General features: G+C 66.5%; 12 protein-coding genes. 7 read left to right on the top strand and 5 right to left on the bottom strand.

Annotation, left to right across the window (positions count from 1 at the left end; translation table 11 throughout):
• Window positions 1-24: 24 nt before the first annotated feature.
• Together J2X19_RS14385 and pyk are read left to right on the top strand one after the other, a co-directional pair.
• Window positions 25-1,323, top strand: a complete 1,299-nt coding sequence (locus J2X19_RS14385) for a glycerate kinase type-2 family protein (protein WP_310374132.1) — start codon at window positions 25-27, stop codon at window positions 1,321-1,323.
• Window positions 1,323-2,741: a pyruvate kinase gene (pyk, locus tag J2X19_RS14380; RefSeq protein WP_310374130.1), complete on the top strand. Its 1,419-nt coding sequence runs from the start codon at window positions 1,323-1,325 to the stop codon at window positions 2,739-2,741. The genes J2X19_RS14385 and pyk overlap by 1 nt, the downstream gene beginning before the upstream one ends.
• A gap of 13 nt (window positions 2,742-2,754) precedes the next feature.
• Here pyk and hrpA read toward each other — a convergent pair whose 3' ends face one another.
• The 3 genes from hrpA to J2X19_RS14365 all read right to left on the bottom strand — a co-directional run bounded on the left by hrpA (window position 2,755) and on the right by J2X19_RS14365 (window position 9,756).
• The gene (gene hrpA, locus J2X19_RS14375) at window positions 2,755-6,645 is read right to left on the bottom strand and encodes an ATP-dependent RNA helicase HrpA (protein WP_310374129.1); all 3,891 of its coding nucleotides are present in this window, start codon (window positions 6,643-6,645) and stop codon (window positions 2,755-2,757) included.
• 65 nt (window positions 6,646-6,710) lie between these two features.
• Entirely contained in the window at window positions 6,711-7,862 is a 1,152-nt protein-coding gene (locus J2X19_RS14370) for an outer membrane beta-barrel protein (protein WP_310374127.1), read from the bottom strand.
• Window positions 7,863-7,896: 34 nt separating this feature from the next.
• On the bottom strand, window positions 7,897-9,756 hold the full coding sequence (locus J2X19_RS14365) for an Ig-like domain-containing protein (RefSeq protein ID WP_310374125.1): 1,860 nt from the start codon (window positions 9,754-9,756) through the stop codon (window positions 7,897-7,899).
• A gap of 453 nt (window positions 9,757-10,209) precedes the next feature.
• On the opposite strand from J2X19_RS14365, the gene J2X19_RS14360 reads away from it, so the two are divergent.
• Both J2X19_RS14360 and J2X19_RS14355 read left to right on the top strand, forming a co-directional pair.
• A complete protein-coding gene (locus tag J2X19_RS14360) occupies window positions 10,210-10,785 on the top strand; it encodes a hypothetical protein (protein ID WP_310374123.1) in 576 nt (191 codons plus the stop codon).
• A gap of 45 nt (window positions 10,786-10,830) precedes the next feature.
• A complete protein-coding gene (locus tag J2X19_RS14355) occupies window positions 10,831-11,295 on the top strand; it encodes a hypothetical protein (RefSeq protein WP_310374120.1) in 465 nt (154 codons plus the stop codon).
• Window positions 11,296-11,345: 50 nt separating this feature from the next.
• Here J2X19_RS14355 and J2X19_RS14350 read toward each other — a convergent pair whose 3' ends face one another.
• Both J2X19_RS14350 and J2X19_RS14345 read right to left on the bottom strand, forming a co-directional pair.
• A complete protein-coding gene (locus J2X19_RS14350; RefSeq protein ID WP_310374118.1) occupies window positions 11,346-11,747 on the bottom strand; it encodes a nuclear transport factor 2 family protein in 402 nt (133 codons plus the stop codon).
• 89 nt (window positions 11,748-11,836) lie between these two features.
• Window positions 11,837-13,087 carry a winged helix-turn-helix domain-containing protein gene (locus J2X19_RS14345; protein ID WP_310374116.1) on the bottom strand — a complete coding sequence of 417 codons (1,251 nt, stop codon included), beginning with the start codon at window positions 13,085-13,087 and terminating at the stop codon, window positions 11,837-11,839.
• A 222-nt stretch (window positions 13,088-13,309) separates the two neighbouring features.
• On the opposite strand from J2X19_RS14345, the gene J2X19_RS14340 reads away from it, so the two are divergent.
• The 3 genes from J2X19_RS14340 to J2X19_RS14330 are packed head-to-tail and all read left to right on the top strand — an operon-like array spanning window position 13,310 to window position 16,765.
• On the top strand, window positions 13,310-14,734 hold the full coding sequence (locus J2X19_RS14340) for a sensor histidine kinase (protein ID WP_116606468.1): 1,425 nt from the start codon (window positions 13,310-13,312) through the stop codon (window positions 14,732-14,734).
• Window positions 14,727-15,326, top strand: a complete 600-nt coding sequence (locus J2X19_RS14335; protein WP_310374113.1) for a hypothetical protein — start codon at window positions 14,727-14,729, stop codon at window positions 15,324-15,326. The genes J2X19_RS14340 and J2X19_RS14335 overlap by 8 nt, the downstream gene beginning before the upstream one ends.
• Window positions 15,323-16,765: a sigma 54-interacting transcriptional regulator gene (locus tag J2X19_RS14330; RefSeq protein WP_310374111.1), complete on the top strand. Its 1,443-nt coding sequence runs from the start codon at window positions 15,323-15,325 to the stop codon at window positions 16,763-16,765. Before J2X19_RS14335 ends, J2X19_RS14330 begins: the two co-directional genes overlap by 4 nt.
• Window positions 16,766-16,944: the final 179 nt, after the last annotated feature.

Here is a 16,944-nt window from a genome sequence, read left to right as displayed (position 1 = left end):
GGCACCTGCTTGATAGGACGCAATATGACTACCGAACCATCGCCCGACCGCAGACCCCTGCTGCGCAGCCTGTTCGATGCGGCCGTCGCCGCGGCCCAGCCCGCGCTCTGCCTGCCGCGCCACCTGCCACCACCACCCAAGGGGCGAACCATCGTCATCGGCGCCGGCAAGGCCTCGGCGGCCATGGCCCGTTCGCTGGAACAGCACTGGGAAGGCCCGCTCGAAGGCCTGGTGGTCACCCGCTACGGCTATGCCGTGCCGTGTGAGCGCATCGAGATCGCCGAAGCCGCCCATCCGGTGCCGGATGCGGCCGGCCTGCACGCCACCGAGCGCATCCGCCAGCTGGTCAGCGGCCTGAGTGCCGACGACCTGGTGATCGCGCTCATCTCCGGCGGTGGCTCCTCGCTGCTGGTCGCGCCGGCCGAAGGCCTGACCCTGGCCGACAAGCAGGCCGTCAACACCGCGCTGCTCGAATCCGGCGCCAGCATCTCGGAGATGAATTGCGTGCGCCGCCATCTCTCCCAGGTCAAGGGCGGGCGGCTGGCCGCGGCTTGCCACCCGGCCCGCCTGGTCACGCTGCTGATCTCCGACGTACCCGGCGACGCGCCTATCGACATCGCCTCCGGCCCCACCGTGGCCGACCCGACGACCTGCGCGGACGCGCTGGCCATCATCGAACGCTACCGCATCCCGGTGCCCGCCGCCGTGCGCGCGCTGCTGGAAAGCGGCCAGGGTGAAAGCATCCAACCCGGCGATCCACGGCTGGCTACCAGCAGCACGCACACCATCACCGCGCCGCAAATCGCGCTCGAAGCCGCGGCCGCAGTGGCACGCGCCGCCGGCTACACGCCCTACATCCTGGGCGACAGCCTGGAAGGCGAGGCCCGCGATCTGGGCAAAGCGCTGGCCGGCATCGCCCGGCAGGTCGTGCTGCACAGCCAGCCGTTCCAGCCGCCCTGCGTGCTGCTGTCCGGCGGCGAAACCACGGTGACCCTCAAGGGCCAGGGCCGCGGCGGCCGGAATGTAGAGTTCCTGCTCTCGCTGGCCGTCGCACTCGATGGCCTGCCCAACGTGCATGCCATCGCTGGCGACACCGACGGCGTGGACGGCGCCGAGGAAATCGCCGGCGCCACCCTGGCCCCCGACACCCTGGCCCGCGCCTGGGCCCAGGGCATACGCCCGCGCCACAGCCTGGACGACAACGACGGCCACGGCTTCTTCCTGGCGCTGGGCGACTCGGTCATCACCGGCCCCACCCTCACCAATGTCAACGACTTCCGCGCCATCCTGATTGACGCGCCCATCCTCCAACAAGGTTACTGATGCCACATTCCCACCACGCCAAAATCGTCGCCACCCTCGGCCCGGCCAGCGCCGACCGCGCCACCATCACCGCCCTGGTACGCGCCGGCGCCAATGTGTTCCGGCTGAACTTCAGCCACGGCACGCACGCCGACCACCGCCAGCGTTTCGAGCTGATACGCGCCATCGAAGCCGAGCTCGGCCGCCCCATCGGCATCCTGCTCGACCTGCAAGGCCCCAAGCTGCGCATAGGCAGCTTCGCCCAGGGTCCGGTCCAGCTGCTGGATGGCGCCGCCTTCCGCCTGGACCTGGATGCAGCCCGGCCCGGCGACGCGACCCGCGCCTCCATGCCCCACCCGCAGATCTTCGCCGCCCTGAAGCCCGGCGCCGAGCTGCTGCTGGACGACGGCAAGCTCAAACTGGAGGTGCAGAGTTGCGGTGCCGACCATGCGGACACCCGGGTCGTCAACGGCGGCCTGCTGTCCGACCGCAAAGGCGTGAACGTGCCCGGCGTGGTGCTGCCCCTGTCGGCCCTGACCGAGAAGGACCGCGCCGACCTGGACTTCGGCCTCAGCCTCGGTGTCGACTGGGTCGCGCTGTCCTTTGTGCAGCGCGCAGCCGACATCACCGAGGTTAAGCAGATCGTGCAAGGCCGGGCCGGCATCGTCGCCAAGCTGGAGAAGCCGGCCGCCATCGACAGCCTGGAAGCCATACTCGCCGAGACCGATGCGGTGATGGTGGCGCGCGGCGACCTGGGCGTGGAGATGCCGGCCGAACAGGTGCCGGCGATCCAGAAGCGCATCGTCCGCGCCTGCCGCCGGCTCGGCAAGCCGGTGATCGTGGCCACGCAGATGCTCGAATCCATGATTGCCGCGCCCGTGCCGACGCGGGCCGAGGCATCGGATGTGGCCACCGCCATCTACGACGGCGCCGATGCGGTGATGCTGTCGGCCGAATCGGCCTCGGGCCGCTTCCCGGTCGAGTCGGTGGCCATGATGGCGCGCATCATCGCCCAGACCGAGGCCGACCCGCATTACCGCGACGCGCTAGACGCCTCGCACACCCCGCCCAGCGCCAATACCGCGGATGCGATCGGCCACGCGGCCCACGCGGTTGCCGGGCTGCTGGACGTAGCGGCCATGGTGGCCTACACCAGCTCGGGCGCATCGGCGCTGCGCATGGCGCGCGAGCGGCCGCGCGCCCGCATCCTCGGCATGACGCCGAACCCCGCCACGGCACGCCGACTGGCGCTGGTCTGGGGCGTACATCCGGTGCTGTGCCAGGACGTGACCAACGTCAGCGAAATGACCGAAGTGGCCATCCAAACCGCTGTCACCCAGCAATTCGCCGCATCCGGCCAGACCATCGTTATCGCAGCCGGCATGCCGTTTGGCGCGTCCGGTAGCACCAACCTGCTGCGCATTGCGCAGGTCGGCTGAATAGCCTAGCCGGCTAGCCCAGCTGGGCCCAGGCCTTGTCCAGCCGCTTGGCGCTCACCGGCTGCGGGGTCTTCAGCTCTTGCGCGAAGAAGCTGACCCGCAGTTCCTCCAGCAGCCAGCGGAACTCCTGCATGCGCGCATCGGCCACACCTTTGCGCTCGGCCACCAGGCGCCAGTAGCGCTGCTCTTGCGGGCGCAGCTCGGCCAGCTTGGTGGCGTCGCGGGCCGGGTCGGCGCGGTATTTGTCCAGCCGCGCGGTGATGGCTTTCAGGTAACGCGCGTAGTGCTGCAGCGGGCCCCAGGGCGTGTTGGCCAGGAAGCGCTTGGGCATCAGCCGCGCCAGCTGCTGGGCCGCGTCGGCGGTGGCTTCGGGCGCGTTCTTGGTGTCCTTGATCTTGCGAGCTGCCGTGGCGTATTCGGTCAGGATGGTCAATGACAGCCGCGCCACCTCGTTGGCGATCAGGGTCAGACGGCCGCGGCCTTCGTCGATGCGGCGCTTGAAGGCGAACTCGTCGGTCGGCAGCGGGTCGAGCAGAAAGGCGCGGTCCAGCGCCACGTCGATGATCTGCGCACGCAGCTCCTCGATGGTGCCGCCGCCTGAGCCGTCGGCGTTCTTGCCGACCTGCATAAAGGTCACGGCCATTTTCTGCAGGTCGGGGATGTTCTTTTCCAGGTACTTCAGCGCGTCCTTGATCTGCAGCGAGAACAAACGGCGCAGGCCGGCGCGGTGCTTGGCCGCGGCGACTTCGGGCTCGTCGAAGACCTCAATCGTCACCGCATCGCCAGCGTCGATCAGGCCCGGGTAGCCGATCAGCGTCTGGCCGCCCTTCTGGATTTCCAGCAGCTCGGGCAGCTCGCCGAAGGTCCAGGCGGTGTAGCGCTGGTTGGCTGGCGTGGCCGGCTTTGCTGCAGTTTTGATAGCTGCTTGCGCAGTTACTACCTGCGCCAGAGGCTGATTTTCCTTAGAAACCGGTTTGGCCGCAGCATTGCTGGCCATCTTCAAACCCGCCAGCGCCTGGAAGGCCCCGCGCGCCTGCGCGCCCAGCTCGGACTTGAGTGCACCCAGGTTCCGCCCCGTGCCCAGCTGGCGGCCATGCTCGTCGACCACGCGGAAGTTCATGAACATGTGGGCCTGAAGCATGTCGGCCTTGATGTCGGCGCGAACGATGTCCAGCGAGGTGGCGGCGCGCACCAGCTTCAGCACCGCGTCCACCAGCGTGCCGTGGCCGAACAGCTCGGGCGCGTTCAGCGTCTCGGCCATCTTGCTGGCGGTATCGGGCAGCGGCACCAGGCGCGAGCGCGGGCGCTGGTGCAGGGTTTTGATCAGCGCCTGGATCTTGTCCTTCAGCATGCCGGGCACCAGCCATTCGCAGCGCTCGTCGTTCACCTGGTTCAGCACGAACAGCGGCACCGTCACCGTCAGTCCGTCTTTGGCATCGCCGGGTTCGTGCAGATAGGTGGCCAGGCAGTCCACGCCGCCGAGGCGTATGGTCTTGGGGAAGGACTGGGTGGTGATGCCGGCGGCCTCGTGGCGCATCAGCTCCTCGCGGGTCAGCATCAGCAGTTTGGGGTTCTGTTGCAACGCCTCGCGGTACCAGCGTTCGAAGCTGACGCCGCCATACACGTCAGCGGGCAGCTGCTGGTCGTAGAAGGCGTAGATCAGCTCGTCGTCCACCAGCACGTCCTGCCGGCGCGCCTTGTGCTCCAGGTCTTCCACCTGCTTGATCAGCTTGAGGTTGGCCTCCAAGAACGGGAACTTGCTGTCCCACTGCCCGCCGACCAGGGCTTCGCGGATGAAGATTTCGCGCGCCCCCACCGGGTCGACCCGGCCGAAGTTGGCGCGGCGCCCGCTGTAGATGACGATGCCATACAGCGTGGCGCGCTCCAGCGCGGTGACCTCGCTGGCCTTCTTTTCCCAATGCGGGTCGAGCAGTTGCTTCTTCAGCAAATGGCCGGCCACCTGCTCGACCCACTGCGGCTCGATGTTCGCAATGCCGCGCCCGAACAGGCGCGTGGTTTCCACCAACTCGGCCACCACGATCCAGCGGCCCGGCTTCTTGCGCAGATGCGCGCCCGGATGGCGGTGGAACTTGATGCCGCGCGCGCCCAGGTATTCCGTCTGCGCGACTTCGTCGCCCTCGGTCTTCCAGCCGATATTGCCCAGCAGGCCGGACAGCATAGACAGATGGATTTGCTCGTAGCTGGCCGGCGCGGCATTGAGGCGCCATTTGTGCTCGGCCACCACGGTGTGCAGCTGGCTGTAGATGTCGCGCCACTCGCGGACGCGGCGGATGTTGACGAAGTTTTGCCGCAGCAGCTGCTCGTACTGGCGGTTGCTGAGCTTGTGCGCGCCCTCGCCGCCCCGGGCGTCGTTGATCCATTTCCACAGATTCAGGTAACCGCTGAACTCGCTCTTGTCGTCGTCAAACTTGGCGTGCGCCTGGTCGGCCTGGGCCTGCAGGTCCATGGGGCGGTCGCGCACGTCCTGCACGCTCAGGGCCGATGCAATCACCAGCACTTCGTCGAGCGCGCTGCGGTCACGGGCTTCCAGAATCATGCGGCCGACGCGTGGGTCGAGTGGCAGCTTGGCGAGCTCTTTACCGGTGCCGGTCAGCTCGTTCGCGTCGTCCACCGCGCCCAGTTCGGCCAGCAGCTGGTAGCCATCGGCAATCGCGCGGCCCTGGGGTTTCTCCAGGAACGGAAAGTCCTCCACGATCCCTAAGTGCAGCGACTTCATGCGCAAGATCACCCCGGCCAGCGAACTGCGCAGGATTTCGGGGTCGGTAAAGCGCGGCCGGCCATTGAAGTCCTGTTCGTCGTACAGGCGTATGCAGATGCCGTTGGCGACCCGGCCGCAGCGGCCAGCGCGCTGGTTCGCGGATGACTGGCTGATAGGCTCCACCAGCAGCTGCTCCACCTTGCTACGGAAAGAATAGCGCTTCACGCGCGCCGTACCTGCGTCAATCACGTATCTAATGCCTGGTACCGTGAGCGAGGTTTCGGCCACGTTGGTGGCCAGCACGATGCGCCGGCCGCCGGCGTGGTTGTCGAAAATCCGGTCCTGCTCGGCCGGGCTCAGGCGCGCGAACAGCGGCAGCACCTCGGCGCTGCGGAACACCGGCTGGTGGCTCACGTGCTTGCGCAAGTGGTCGGCCGCCTCGCGGATTTCGCGCTCGCCTGGCAGGAAGATTAGGATGTCGCCGGCGTTGTGCGGGTCGCGCCAGAGCTCGTCCACGCCGTCGGCGATGGCCTCGTTCAGCCCGTAGTCGCGGCTTTCCTCGAACGGCCGGTAGCGCTGCTCCACTGGGAACATACGCCCCGAGACCATGATCACCGGCGCCGGGCCCTTGGCGGATTCAAAGTGTTTAGCAAAGCGGTCCGCATCAATCGTGGCCGAGGTGACGATAATCTTCAGGTCCGGCCGGCGCGGCAGGATCTGGCGCAGGTAGCCGAGCAGGAAGTCGATGTTCAGGCTGCGCTCGTGCGCCTCGTCGATGATGATGGTGTCGTAGGCGTTCAGCAGCGGGTCGGTCTGCGTCTCGGCCAGCAAGATGCCATCGGTCATCAACTTCACCGAGGCATCACGCCCCAGGCGGTCCTGGAAGCGCACCTTGAAGCCGACCACATCGCCTAGCGTGGTCTTCAACTCTTCGGCAATCCGCTTGGCCACGCTGCTGGCGGCGATGCGCCGCGGCTGGGTGTGGCCGATCAGCTTGCCGCGCTGGCCTTCGGGGTAGTTCAGTTTGCCCCGGCCCATGGCCAGGGCGATCTTGGGCAGCTGGGTGGTTTTGCCGGAGCCGGTTTCGCCGCAGATGATGACCACCTGGTGGGCGGCAATGGCGGCTTCTATCTCTTCGCGCCGTTCTGAGACGGGTAGCGAAGCGGGGAATTCAATTTTCAACATATCCGGCGATTATCCGGGTGCGCGGCAAAGAGCTTGCCGCGCACGCTTGCGCCGGTACCGTTTCTTTAACGGGTGCCGACGACTTCCAGCTCGACCCGGCGATCCGGTTGCAGGCAGGCGATCAAGGCTTTGCTCACCTTGCTGCCCTTGCAGTCCCCGGGCTTGGTCACGGGATCGGCCCCATCCACGCCTTTGGACAGCATCTTGGCGGCGGGAATGCCCGCAGACTGCACCAGATAGGCAGACACCGCCTCGGCGCGGCGCGTGGACAGCTTCATGTTGTAGGCATGGGAGCCGATGCGGTCGCTGTGCCCGGTGACCATGATGGTGTCGAACTGCAGGTTCTTCACGTCGGCAGCGAACGCATCCAGCGCCTGCCGCCCCGCAGGTGTGACCGTGGCCTTGTCAAAGGCGAACAGGGAATCCGCAGCAATCGTCACCTTCATGGGCGGCGGCGGGGGTGGCGCAGGCGCCGGGGGCGGCATGGGCGCAGGCGCGGCTACCACCTGCGGCTGGGGCGCTAGCGCCGCAGGTTCGGGCATCGCCGCCCTCGCCACCGATGTCGACACGGGGCCGCCAAAGCGGTACACCAGACCGACCGACACCATGTCGACATCGCCCTTGTTGCCCACGGCATCGTTGACGCGGTAGCGCTCGACCTCGGCGCGCATCGCCAAGGAATCGCTGAACGCATATTGCACGCCCAGGCCCAGCTTGAGGTTGGTGTCGCGCTTGCGGGGATTGGGGTTATTCACCGCCACAGCGCCGGTGCCTGAGAAAGTGTCAGATGCCCGGGCGTAGTTGGCACCTACGCGGGCCAGCGCAGAGAACTTGTCGGTGATCGGCAGCGTGCCGACCAGGTCCAGGTTCAGCCCGCGCAGCTTGATGTCACCCTGCAGGCGGCCGGCGGGCACGGTGGTGGCGGCAAAGCCAAACTTACCCAGGTCGAAATACCCGCCTTCCAGCGCAAAATTACGGTTGAACTGGTAGCCGCCAAAGATCTTGTAGCCGGTGCTGCGGCCATCCTCGTCTATCGCAACGGCGCTAAAGCCGTTGCCCAGCAGGCTGCTGCTGATCCTCTCGTTGTCGATATTGGCCCGGGTCGGGCCCACACTGACCCCGCCGTACCAGCCGGTGCTGTCGGCTAAGGCCATCGGGCTGGCCACTGCGGTCAGCGCAGCGCAGGCCAGCGCAGCCGAGGTTTTTTTAAAGTTCATGTAGTTCTCCAGAAGGGTGTGGGGGCTGGCGCACTTAAGGAGCGGGCACGTTGATGAACGTGTCCACCAGCGTCACCGACGCACCCAGCGACAAGATGCGGCCGTTCAGCGTCACCGGCACGGTATTGCCCACGGTGGAGAATGCGGCTCCGGTCTGCGTGATGATGGTGCCCGACATGCTGCCACCACCCGCCGCGTTGATGGTGGCAAACGAGCCCACCTGCCAATAGATGTTCTTGGCCTGCGCACCGCCGGCCAACACGATGCGCTGGGGAAAGGCCGCACCAGGGCCGCCCACCGTCAAGGTCGTGGCCATCTGGAACACCCACACCGCATTCGCGTTGCCCTGGGCGTCCAGCGTGAGGTCACCGCCTTCCACCATGAATGAACCGCTGGGCGCGGTGTAGACGCCGGGCGCCAGCGTCAGGTTCGCCAGGTTGGCACCGGGGTTGGCACCGGGCGGCATCGCCACCAAGGCCAGGTAGGCGGTTTGGGCATCCAGCCGGGCCTGGGTGGCCACGGCGCAGGCCGCCGCATTTGGGCCGGCGGCGGTGGGGCCGGTGACCGAATTGGTGCAGGTGAAGATGGTGCCGTTAACCGCGCCAATGTTGGCCAGCGTCTCGGTGTAGATGTCGCCATTCTTGTCATGGAAGCCTTGGATCGACGAGGTGCCGGTGGCAATGGTGCCGATGTCGCCATTTATCTGCGTTGCGATCCCGGTATTGGTCATGCCGGCGCTGCCGCCAAACGTACCAAAGGGTGCGGCCGAACCCAGGTTGATGCTGGGCTGCAGCGCCGTCACTGCGGCGGTGGTAAAGCGCCACACCTTGTCAATGGCCAGCGGGTTGCCCGCAATGTCCTGCACTCCGCCGGTACCACCTTTGAGGGTGGCGGTGTACGTCGTGTTGTTGGCCAACGGGCTGGAAGGGGTGAAGGTGGCCACCTGGCTCTGGGCGTTGAAGCCCACCTGGCCGGACACGCCCGCCACTGTGAAGTTCGCGGCGTTGATACTGGTCGCATCCATGGCCTCGCTGAAGGTGGCGCTAGGTGCGCTGCTGGTCGCCACCTGGGTAGCGTTGTCTGCGGGATACACCAGGCTGACCGTGGGGGCCGTCGTGTCTGCGGTGCCGCCGGTGGTCCAGCTCCACACATAGGGGTTGGCCAGGGCATTGCCCGCCAAGTCCATCGCACCCGTGGTCAAGGTGGCGGTGTAGGTGGTGTTGGCTGTCAACGCGGTGGTGGGTATGAAGACCGCGTTGGCACCGGATGACGATACCGTGCCCGCCACCACCGTCACCCCCTGTTGCACGCCGAAGGTCGCGGCGTTGATGCTGGACGGGTCTACCGCCTCGCTGAAGGTCGCTCCTACGCGGGCATTGGTCGGCACGCCGGTGGCGCCATTGGCGTGGATGGTGCCCGTGACCGTGGGCGCTGTCAGGTCGCTGGTCACGCCGGTGGTGAAGGTCCACACATAGTTGCTGGCCAGTGCAAAACCTAAGCTGTCCTTGGCTGCCGTGCTGACCGTGGCGGTACACAACACGCTGGGCGGCAAATTGGATGTGGACGGCAGGGTGAGCGTGGCCAGCCGGGCCGTAGCGTCATAGCCCACTACACCACTGACAGGCGTGCCCGTCGGGCAGGCCAGCGTGAAGGAGCTGGCGGTCAGCGTACTGCCGTCCATCGCCTTGCTGAAGCCCGCGATGAGCTTCTTGGTGTTGAGCGGCACCAGGCTGGCCCCCGGCAACGGGCTGGCACTCGTCACTGCCGGCGCCATGCCTACGTTGCTGCCGGTGCCTAGAACCGGATCGCGTCCCCCGCCACATGCGGACAAGGTACCCACCGCCAACGCCACAGCCCACGGAAGAACCCGCGGGTAGCTTTTGAATATATGCATTTGATTTACTTTGTAATGTGCTGACGCTGAGGGCGAGCAAGGTAAGCAAACCAGCTTTGGGGTACCCGGGCCGACATCCTGCATCCACGCTGTAGTGCGCCGATGCAAGATGGCCCGAGTGTTTCGATTGCCGACGGTGCCGTATGTGCGTTGGCACACAGTGGGGCAAATGAAGTAGCGGAAAGAGCGGCCCCATCGTTTTGCTCCGGTGGGTTGAACGGCGACAAGCAGCCGGGAGTCATAGCGAACGGGCGTCTGCCCAGAACCTGATTGCTGCATTATTCATAGCTGCTTGTGCAGATGGAATATGCGCTGCGGGGCCAAACCGTTTAAATCTGCCTGCCCCTGCCCCACACCAGTTCCACCCCGCTTGCGGGGATGACACCAGCAGCCCGGCCATGCGGGCCGCACCCTGTGGCGGCGGCGATACTTGTCTGAACAACCGTCTACACGATGACCTTAATCGACCAACTCCTGCCCCGCTATCAGTTCTGCGAAAAGCACCAGCTGTTGACCCGCGCCGCGCCTGCCGCCCTGCTGGACGCCGCACTCCGGCCCGAGATCAGCGAAGACCCGTGGACCCGCCGCTTCATCCAACTGCGCGAGTTGCCCGACCGCGTGTGGGGCGCCTTGGGTGGCCGCAGCGGGCTGCAGCGACAGCCAGCCTTTGGCATCCACAACTTTACGCCGCTGGGCCGCAACGGAGATCAGGAAGTCGCCATCGGCCTGGTGGGCAGGTTCTGGCAGGCCGACTACGGCCAGGCCCGGATCGCCAACGCCGACGCATTCACCCAATTCACCGAGCCTGGCGTGTCCAAGCTGGTGCTGAACTTCAGCACCGCAGCCGCGGGCGACGGGCGCACCTGGCTGCGCACCGAAACCCGGGTGTTTTGCAACGACCGGGCTTCTTTGCGACGGTTTACGCCGTACTGGTGGTTGATTCGGCCGGTGAGTGGGTTGATACGCAGGAGGCTGCTGGGGCGGATTCGGGATGCGGCGCAACTTAACCATGAAAGCCGGCCGCTATAGTCCCTAGAAATGTCTTAACCTCGATCCAACCTTTGCCCCCCACGCATGTTGAAACTACCGTTCCTTGTCACCGTCTCGCTGCTTTTCTCGCTTGGAACAATCCATGCGCAAACATCCAAAGCACCCAAGCTTTCAACCCGGGACGAATACCGCGCCTGTCAAAAAGAAGACGACGAACTCAAGAAAAAGCGAAGCCTTCTGACGGATGAGTCAGAAACGCATAGCGCCAACCTCAAACGCATCCAAGATGAGATGCAGGCCCATGTGGCCACTCAAGCTATGGTCAATGCATCCGACGAAGCGGCAGTTGTCGCCTTCAACGAGAAGATCCAGGCACTGAATACGCAAGTCGGCACGTCAAACAAAGAGGCCGAGAGGCTGAACCAGGAACAACACAGGTTCAATGCCTGGACGGCTGCCCTGAACCAACGATGCGCGGGTATGGTGGTGAGTTACGCCGACCATGAGGCGATCCGAAGAGAGCGCGCGGAAACCGGCAAGAAGAAGTGAGATGAAACCATCCATTGGCTGACCTGCCCCGGAAAACCGGGGCAGGTCAGTCAATGCACCTTCCGCCCCGCCTCCACCGGCGTCTCCGTATGCATCACGCATTGCCAACTCTTGCCCTTCTGCACCCAGGTTGAGGTGTCATGCATTTCCTGTTCGGTGCTCTCGCCCTTGCCCCGGGGGGCCACAGCCTGCTTGACGCGGTAGCTGAGGATGGCGGTGGCGTCGTTGGGAAACACCACTTCCACGTCGTTAAGCTCAAAGGACTTGACCACCATGGACCCTTGCTCGGCCATCTTGCGGTAACCCGCGTGGTCGAACTTCATCGCCCCATGGGTGCTGACCATCAGCGCGGGTTCGCTGAGCATGTCCAGGGCCGTGTCGGTGTCCTGGTCGACCATGGACTGCCAGAACTTCTTTTCCAGGTCGATGAGTGTTTGGTTGCGTGCCGGCATGTGAGACTCCTTTCGTAGAAAGTTGTCATCCTGCTACTGCGGGCAGCAGGCACTATCGGACGGGGCTTCGCAAAAATGTAGGCCCAGTCCTACAGCCCGGCGCTACGCAGCCGCTCGCCCATTGCCTGGGGCTCGGTCCGCCCCAGCAGCACCTCCGGCGTGCCATGCCAATCCGCGCAGCGCGTGATCGCCTCGGCCACCGCCTGCACCGCCGCGTCACTCAACTTCACGCCGTCTTCCAGAAACAGCGCCTTCACCTCGAATGCGCCCTGCGCGCGGTGGGCCTTGGCATCCAGCCGGCCGACCAGCGCGCCCTTGTGCAGGATGGGCAGCACGAAGTAGCCGTAGGTGCGCTTGTCCTCCGGCGTATAGCACTCGATGCGGTAGTCGAAGCCCCACATGGCGGACGCGCGTTCGCGGTCCCAGACCAGCGGGTCGAAGGGCGACAGCAGCGCGGTGTGGGTGGCACGCAGCTTGCCGGCCTGGGCGGTTTGCAGCAGCTCGGCGTGCTGCTGGTGCACATAGCCGGGCAGCGTCCAGCCCTGGACTTGCACGCGCTGCACCACGCCCTGCTCCACCAGTACATCCAGGTCGGCATCTTTTAAACGCGGCTTCTGGCGGAAATAGTCGTGCACCCAGCGGGCCTGGGTGATGCCCAGGGCCAGGATGGCTTTCTCGGTGAAATGGCGGTGCACGGCAGCGGCTTCGGGCAGCACGGCGTCGGCCAGGCGCGGGTGCACGCGGTGTGCCAGGTCGTAGACGCGCTGGAAGCTGTCGCGCCGCTTGACCATCAGCTCGCCGCTGGCGAACAAGGCCTCCAGCCAGCGCTTTTCGTCCTTGCGGTCCCACCAGCCGTTGCCGGTCTTGCCGTCTTGCCGGGCGAACTCGGAGGACTTGACCGGGCCCTTGCTGCCGATGTGCGCAAGCAGGCTGTCCAGGTGGGCACGCTGGCTGGCCTGCACCGCCTGGCCGTTCAGCAGGCTCCAGTGCCGGCGCGCGTGCTGGTTGTAGCTACGGTGCAGCAGCACATCGTCGGTGGGCGCAAAGCAGGCCTCGTGGGCCCAGGTTTCGAACAAATGGCCATCGGCCAGCGCAGTGTCCAGCCAGGCCTGCGGATAGGCGCCCAGCCGTGAGAACAGCACCAGGTAGGGGCTGCGCGCGACCACGCTGATGGTGTCGATCTGCAGCAGCTGCATGCGGGCGATGCAGTCGCGCAGCGCCAGCGGGGTGGCGGCACGGCGCGGCGTGGTCAGCAAGCCCTGGGCGGCCAGCTGCAGCAATCGGGCCTGGGCCAGGGTGAGAGGCGCGTTGGCCGGAGTGTCTTCTGAGGGCAAGTTCATTTCACTATTCAATTGATAGCTGCCAGCGCTGGTGGAATATGCGCTAGAGGCCTAAACATCTTATAAACCACCGGCAAGACTGCGGGGTTCAATCTTGCACAGCATAGCCCGCACGTGAACGTAAGGATGGCCTTGCATATGCTGCAGCGCAGCACACCCTTTTATACTGGGCCGACAGCAGCGCCATCCGCCGCGCTGCCCGATTGGACCACCCTCCCCTTGATGTTACGTGCCTCTTTTCGCCAACTGCTGTTGCTGGCTTTTGTGCTGATGTCCGTGCTGCTGGGCGCGGTGTCGCTGAGCGGCCTGCAGGCGCTGCAAGGCCTGCTGGCCAAGAGCCGCGAGGCCGGGCAGCAAAGCATCCAGCTCAATTTGTCGACCCGCGGCCTGGCCGAACGCAGCACCGACATGGAACGTGCAGCCCGCCAGTACCTGGTGCTGGGCGACGACGCGCTGCGCCAGCGTTTTGATGACGCGGCCAACCAGGCGCAGGCCCTGCTGCTGCCCCTGGGCCAGTACCCACCGACCCAGGTGCTGACCCAGCAATGGCTGGCCGGGGCGGTGCGTGTGCGCAGCCAGCTGGCCGACCAGCGGCTGGACCTGGCCGCCCGCGAGCAGGCCGTGGCCACCGAATTCCGTGCGCTGGAAAACATCTTGCGCAGCCTGACCCAGCAGGTGCAGCAAAGCATCAGCCAGCGCAACCAGGAGGTGCAGGACGCCCTGGAAACCCAGCGCAACCGGCAGGTGCAGCAGGTGCTGGTGGCCATCGTGGCGGCCGCAGTGGCGGCCCTGGCCTTTGGCCTGTGGCTGACCCGGCCGCTGCGGCGCCTGGGCCTGGCCATCGTGGCGCTGGGCGAAGGCCGGCTCGCCGAGCCGGTGAACATCCGCGGCCCGGCCGACCTGTCCAGCCTGGGCCGCCAGCTCGACTGGCTGCGCCTGCGCCTGACCGAACTGGACGAAGACAAGGCCCGCTTTCTACGCCACACCTCGCATGAGCTGAAGACCCCGCTGGCCGCGGTGAGCGAAGCCGTGTCGCTGCTGCAAGAGGGCGTGGGCGGCACGCTGGGCGCCGAGCAGGCCGAGATCGTGGGCATCCTGCAGCACAACACCAGCGTGCTGCAGCAGCAGATCGAAGACCTGCTGCGCTACAACGCCGCCGCCTTTGACGCGCGCCGGCTGCAGCGCCGCCCGACCCCGCTGCGCAGCCTGGTGGAACAGGTGGTGCAGGCCCAGCGCCTGAGCTGGCAGGCGCGCAGCCTGTCGGTGGCGGTGGAAGGCGATGTGGCGCTGGTCCAGCCGGTGGACCCGGAACGCCTGGGCGCGGCGCTGGGCAATTTGCTGTCCAACGCCATCCGCTTCAGCCCGTCGGGCGGCCGCATCCGCTGGTGGGTGGGCACGCTGGGCGACAAAGCGGTGCTGCAAATCAGCGACAACGGCCCGGGCGTTCCGGCGGCCGACCGCGAACATATCTTCGATCCGTTTTACCGCGGCAGCCTGCAACCCCAGGGCCAGGCCCGGGGCAGCGGTATCGGCCTGTCCATCGTGCGCGAGCAAGTCAGCGCCCACGGGGGCCAGGTCCGGCTCGCCGCCGATGCGGCGGGCGCCTGTTTTCAAATCCTTTTGCCGTTGGAAAATTCCCATGCATGAGCCAATGCTTCGCCGACTCGGCCTATTGAGTCTGGTCACCCTGGCCGCCTGCAGCTCGGTGGTACTGCCGCCGCCAGCGCCTCCGCCCCCTGCGCAACCCGCAGCGGTATCTGTGCCGCCGCCAGCGCCCGCAGTGCAGATCGTGACCCCACCCAAGCCACCGCAGCCCGAACCTGCCGACGAAGCCGGGCGCCAGTTGCTGCGCTGGCAAGAAGCTTTGCGCGTGGCCGCCCCCGACACCCTGCCCGCCCTGGCCGCGCGCCTGGCCGCCGAGCCCACCACCCCCGCCGGCACGGTGCATCTGGCCCTGGTCTGGATGAACACCCGTACTCCAGGCGACGTCAACCGCGCCCTGCCCTTGCTAGAACAGCTGCAGCAGTCGGCCGACCCCGCCGCCCAGCCCTGGGTTGACTGGGCGCGGCTGCTGGCGACTCGGGCCGGTGAGCAAAAGCGGCTGGAAGAGCTGGTCGCGCGCCAGTCGCAGCAGCTGCGCGACAGCCAGCGCCGCATCGACCAGCTGAACGAACAACTGGAGGCGCTGAAGGCCATCGAACGCTCGCTGGCGCCGCGCCGCCTGGACAAAGCGCCATGAACCAGAAGCCCCCGACCAGCCCGGACCGCAAGACAAACGGTAGCAATGGCAAGAGCCTGACCAAGATCCTGGTGGTGGACGACGACGCCGACATGCTGCGGCTGCTGTCGCTGCGCCTGGGCGCTGCCGGCTACGGCGTGACCGCAGTGGACAGCGCCGAGGCCGCCCTGGCCCGGCTGGAGGTGCTGCGGCCGCAGCTGGTGCTGAGCGACGTGCGCCTGCCCGGCATGGACGGCCTGGCCTTGTTCGACGCGGTGCAGGCCCGGCTGCCCGGGCTGCCGGTGATCCTGCTGACCGCCCACGGCAGCATCCCTGACGCGGTGGATGCCACGCTGCGCGGCGTCTTCAGCTACCTGACCAAGCCGTTCGACGGCAAGGAGCTGATGGCGGCGGTGGAGCGCGCGCTGGCCTTGTCGGCCGCGGCCCGGCCAGTGGCCGGCTCGGCCGGCGAGGCCTGGCGGGCCGAGATCGTCAGCCGATCCGCGGTGATGGACGAGGTGCTGTCCGAAGCCCGGTTGGTGGCGCCCAGCGATGCGTCCGTGCTGATCCGCGGCGAGAGCGGCAGCGGCAAGGAGCTGCTGGCCCAGGCCATCCACCGCGCCAGCCCGCGCGCCCACGGCCCGTTCGTGGCAGTGAACTGCAGCGCCATCCCCGAGGCGCTGCTGGAATCCGAGCTGTTTGGCCACGTCAAGGGCGCTTTCACCGGCGCGGTGGCGCACCACCGCGGCCTGTTCCAGAGCGCCGACGGCGGCAGCCTGTTTCTGGACGAAATCGGCGACATGCCACCGGCGCTGCAGGTCAAGCTGCTGCGCGTGCTGCAGGAGCGCCAGGTGCGGCCGGTGGGTGCCCAGCAGTCGATTGTGGTGGACGTGCGGATCTTGTCGGCCACCCACCGCGACCTGGATGCAGCACTGGCCCAGGGCGACTTCCGCGAAGACCTGTACTACCGGCTGAACGTGGTGACGCTGACGCTGCCGCCGCTGGCGGAGCGGCGCGAAGACATTGCGCTGCTGGCCCAGCATTTTCTGCAGCGCCTGGCCACCAAGTACAGCAAGCCGCTGAAGGGCTTTGCACCGGACGCGCTGAGCCTGCTGTCCACCGCGGCCTGGCCGGGCAATGTACGGCAGCTGCACAACGTGGTCGAACAGGTCTGCGCGCTGGCCACTACGCCATTGGTGCCGCTGGCCCTGGTACAGCGGGCCTTGCGTGTGCCCACGGTCGAGGTGCTGGGCTTTACCGAGGCGCGCAACCGCTTTGAACGCAGCTACCTGGTGGGCCTGCTCAAGCTGACCGACGGCCAGGTGGCCGATGCGGCCCGGCTGGCCGAGCGCAACCGCACCGAGTTCTACCGACTGCTGCAAAAACACGGGCTGACGCCAGGCCTGTACCGCGGCGAGTCGCCGGACGGCGACAACGCAGAACCGCCTGTCGCCGACTAGCGACAGGCTATTTGTCTTTACAAATCAGCTACTTAGGGCCCAAGCGTAGGCCAGGCCCGGCAGCCTGTCGCCAATCGGCGACGGTTTTGACCGGGCAGCTTGTAGGAATACGCTCACAAGACGCGCCAAGCTATTGATTTAAATAGGTATTTTTGCGTGGCACAGGGTTTGCACTAATA

The organism is Rhodoferax ferrireducens (assembly GCF_031458075.1).
GTDB lineage: Bacteria > Pseudomonadota > Gammaproteobacteria > Burkholderiales > Burkholderiaceae_C > Rhodoferax_B > Rhodoferax_B ferrireducens_A.
Note: the sequence above shows the minus strand (reverse complement) of the source record. Positions and strands in the feature narration are given on the sequence as shown.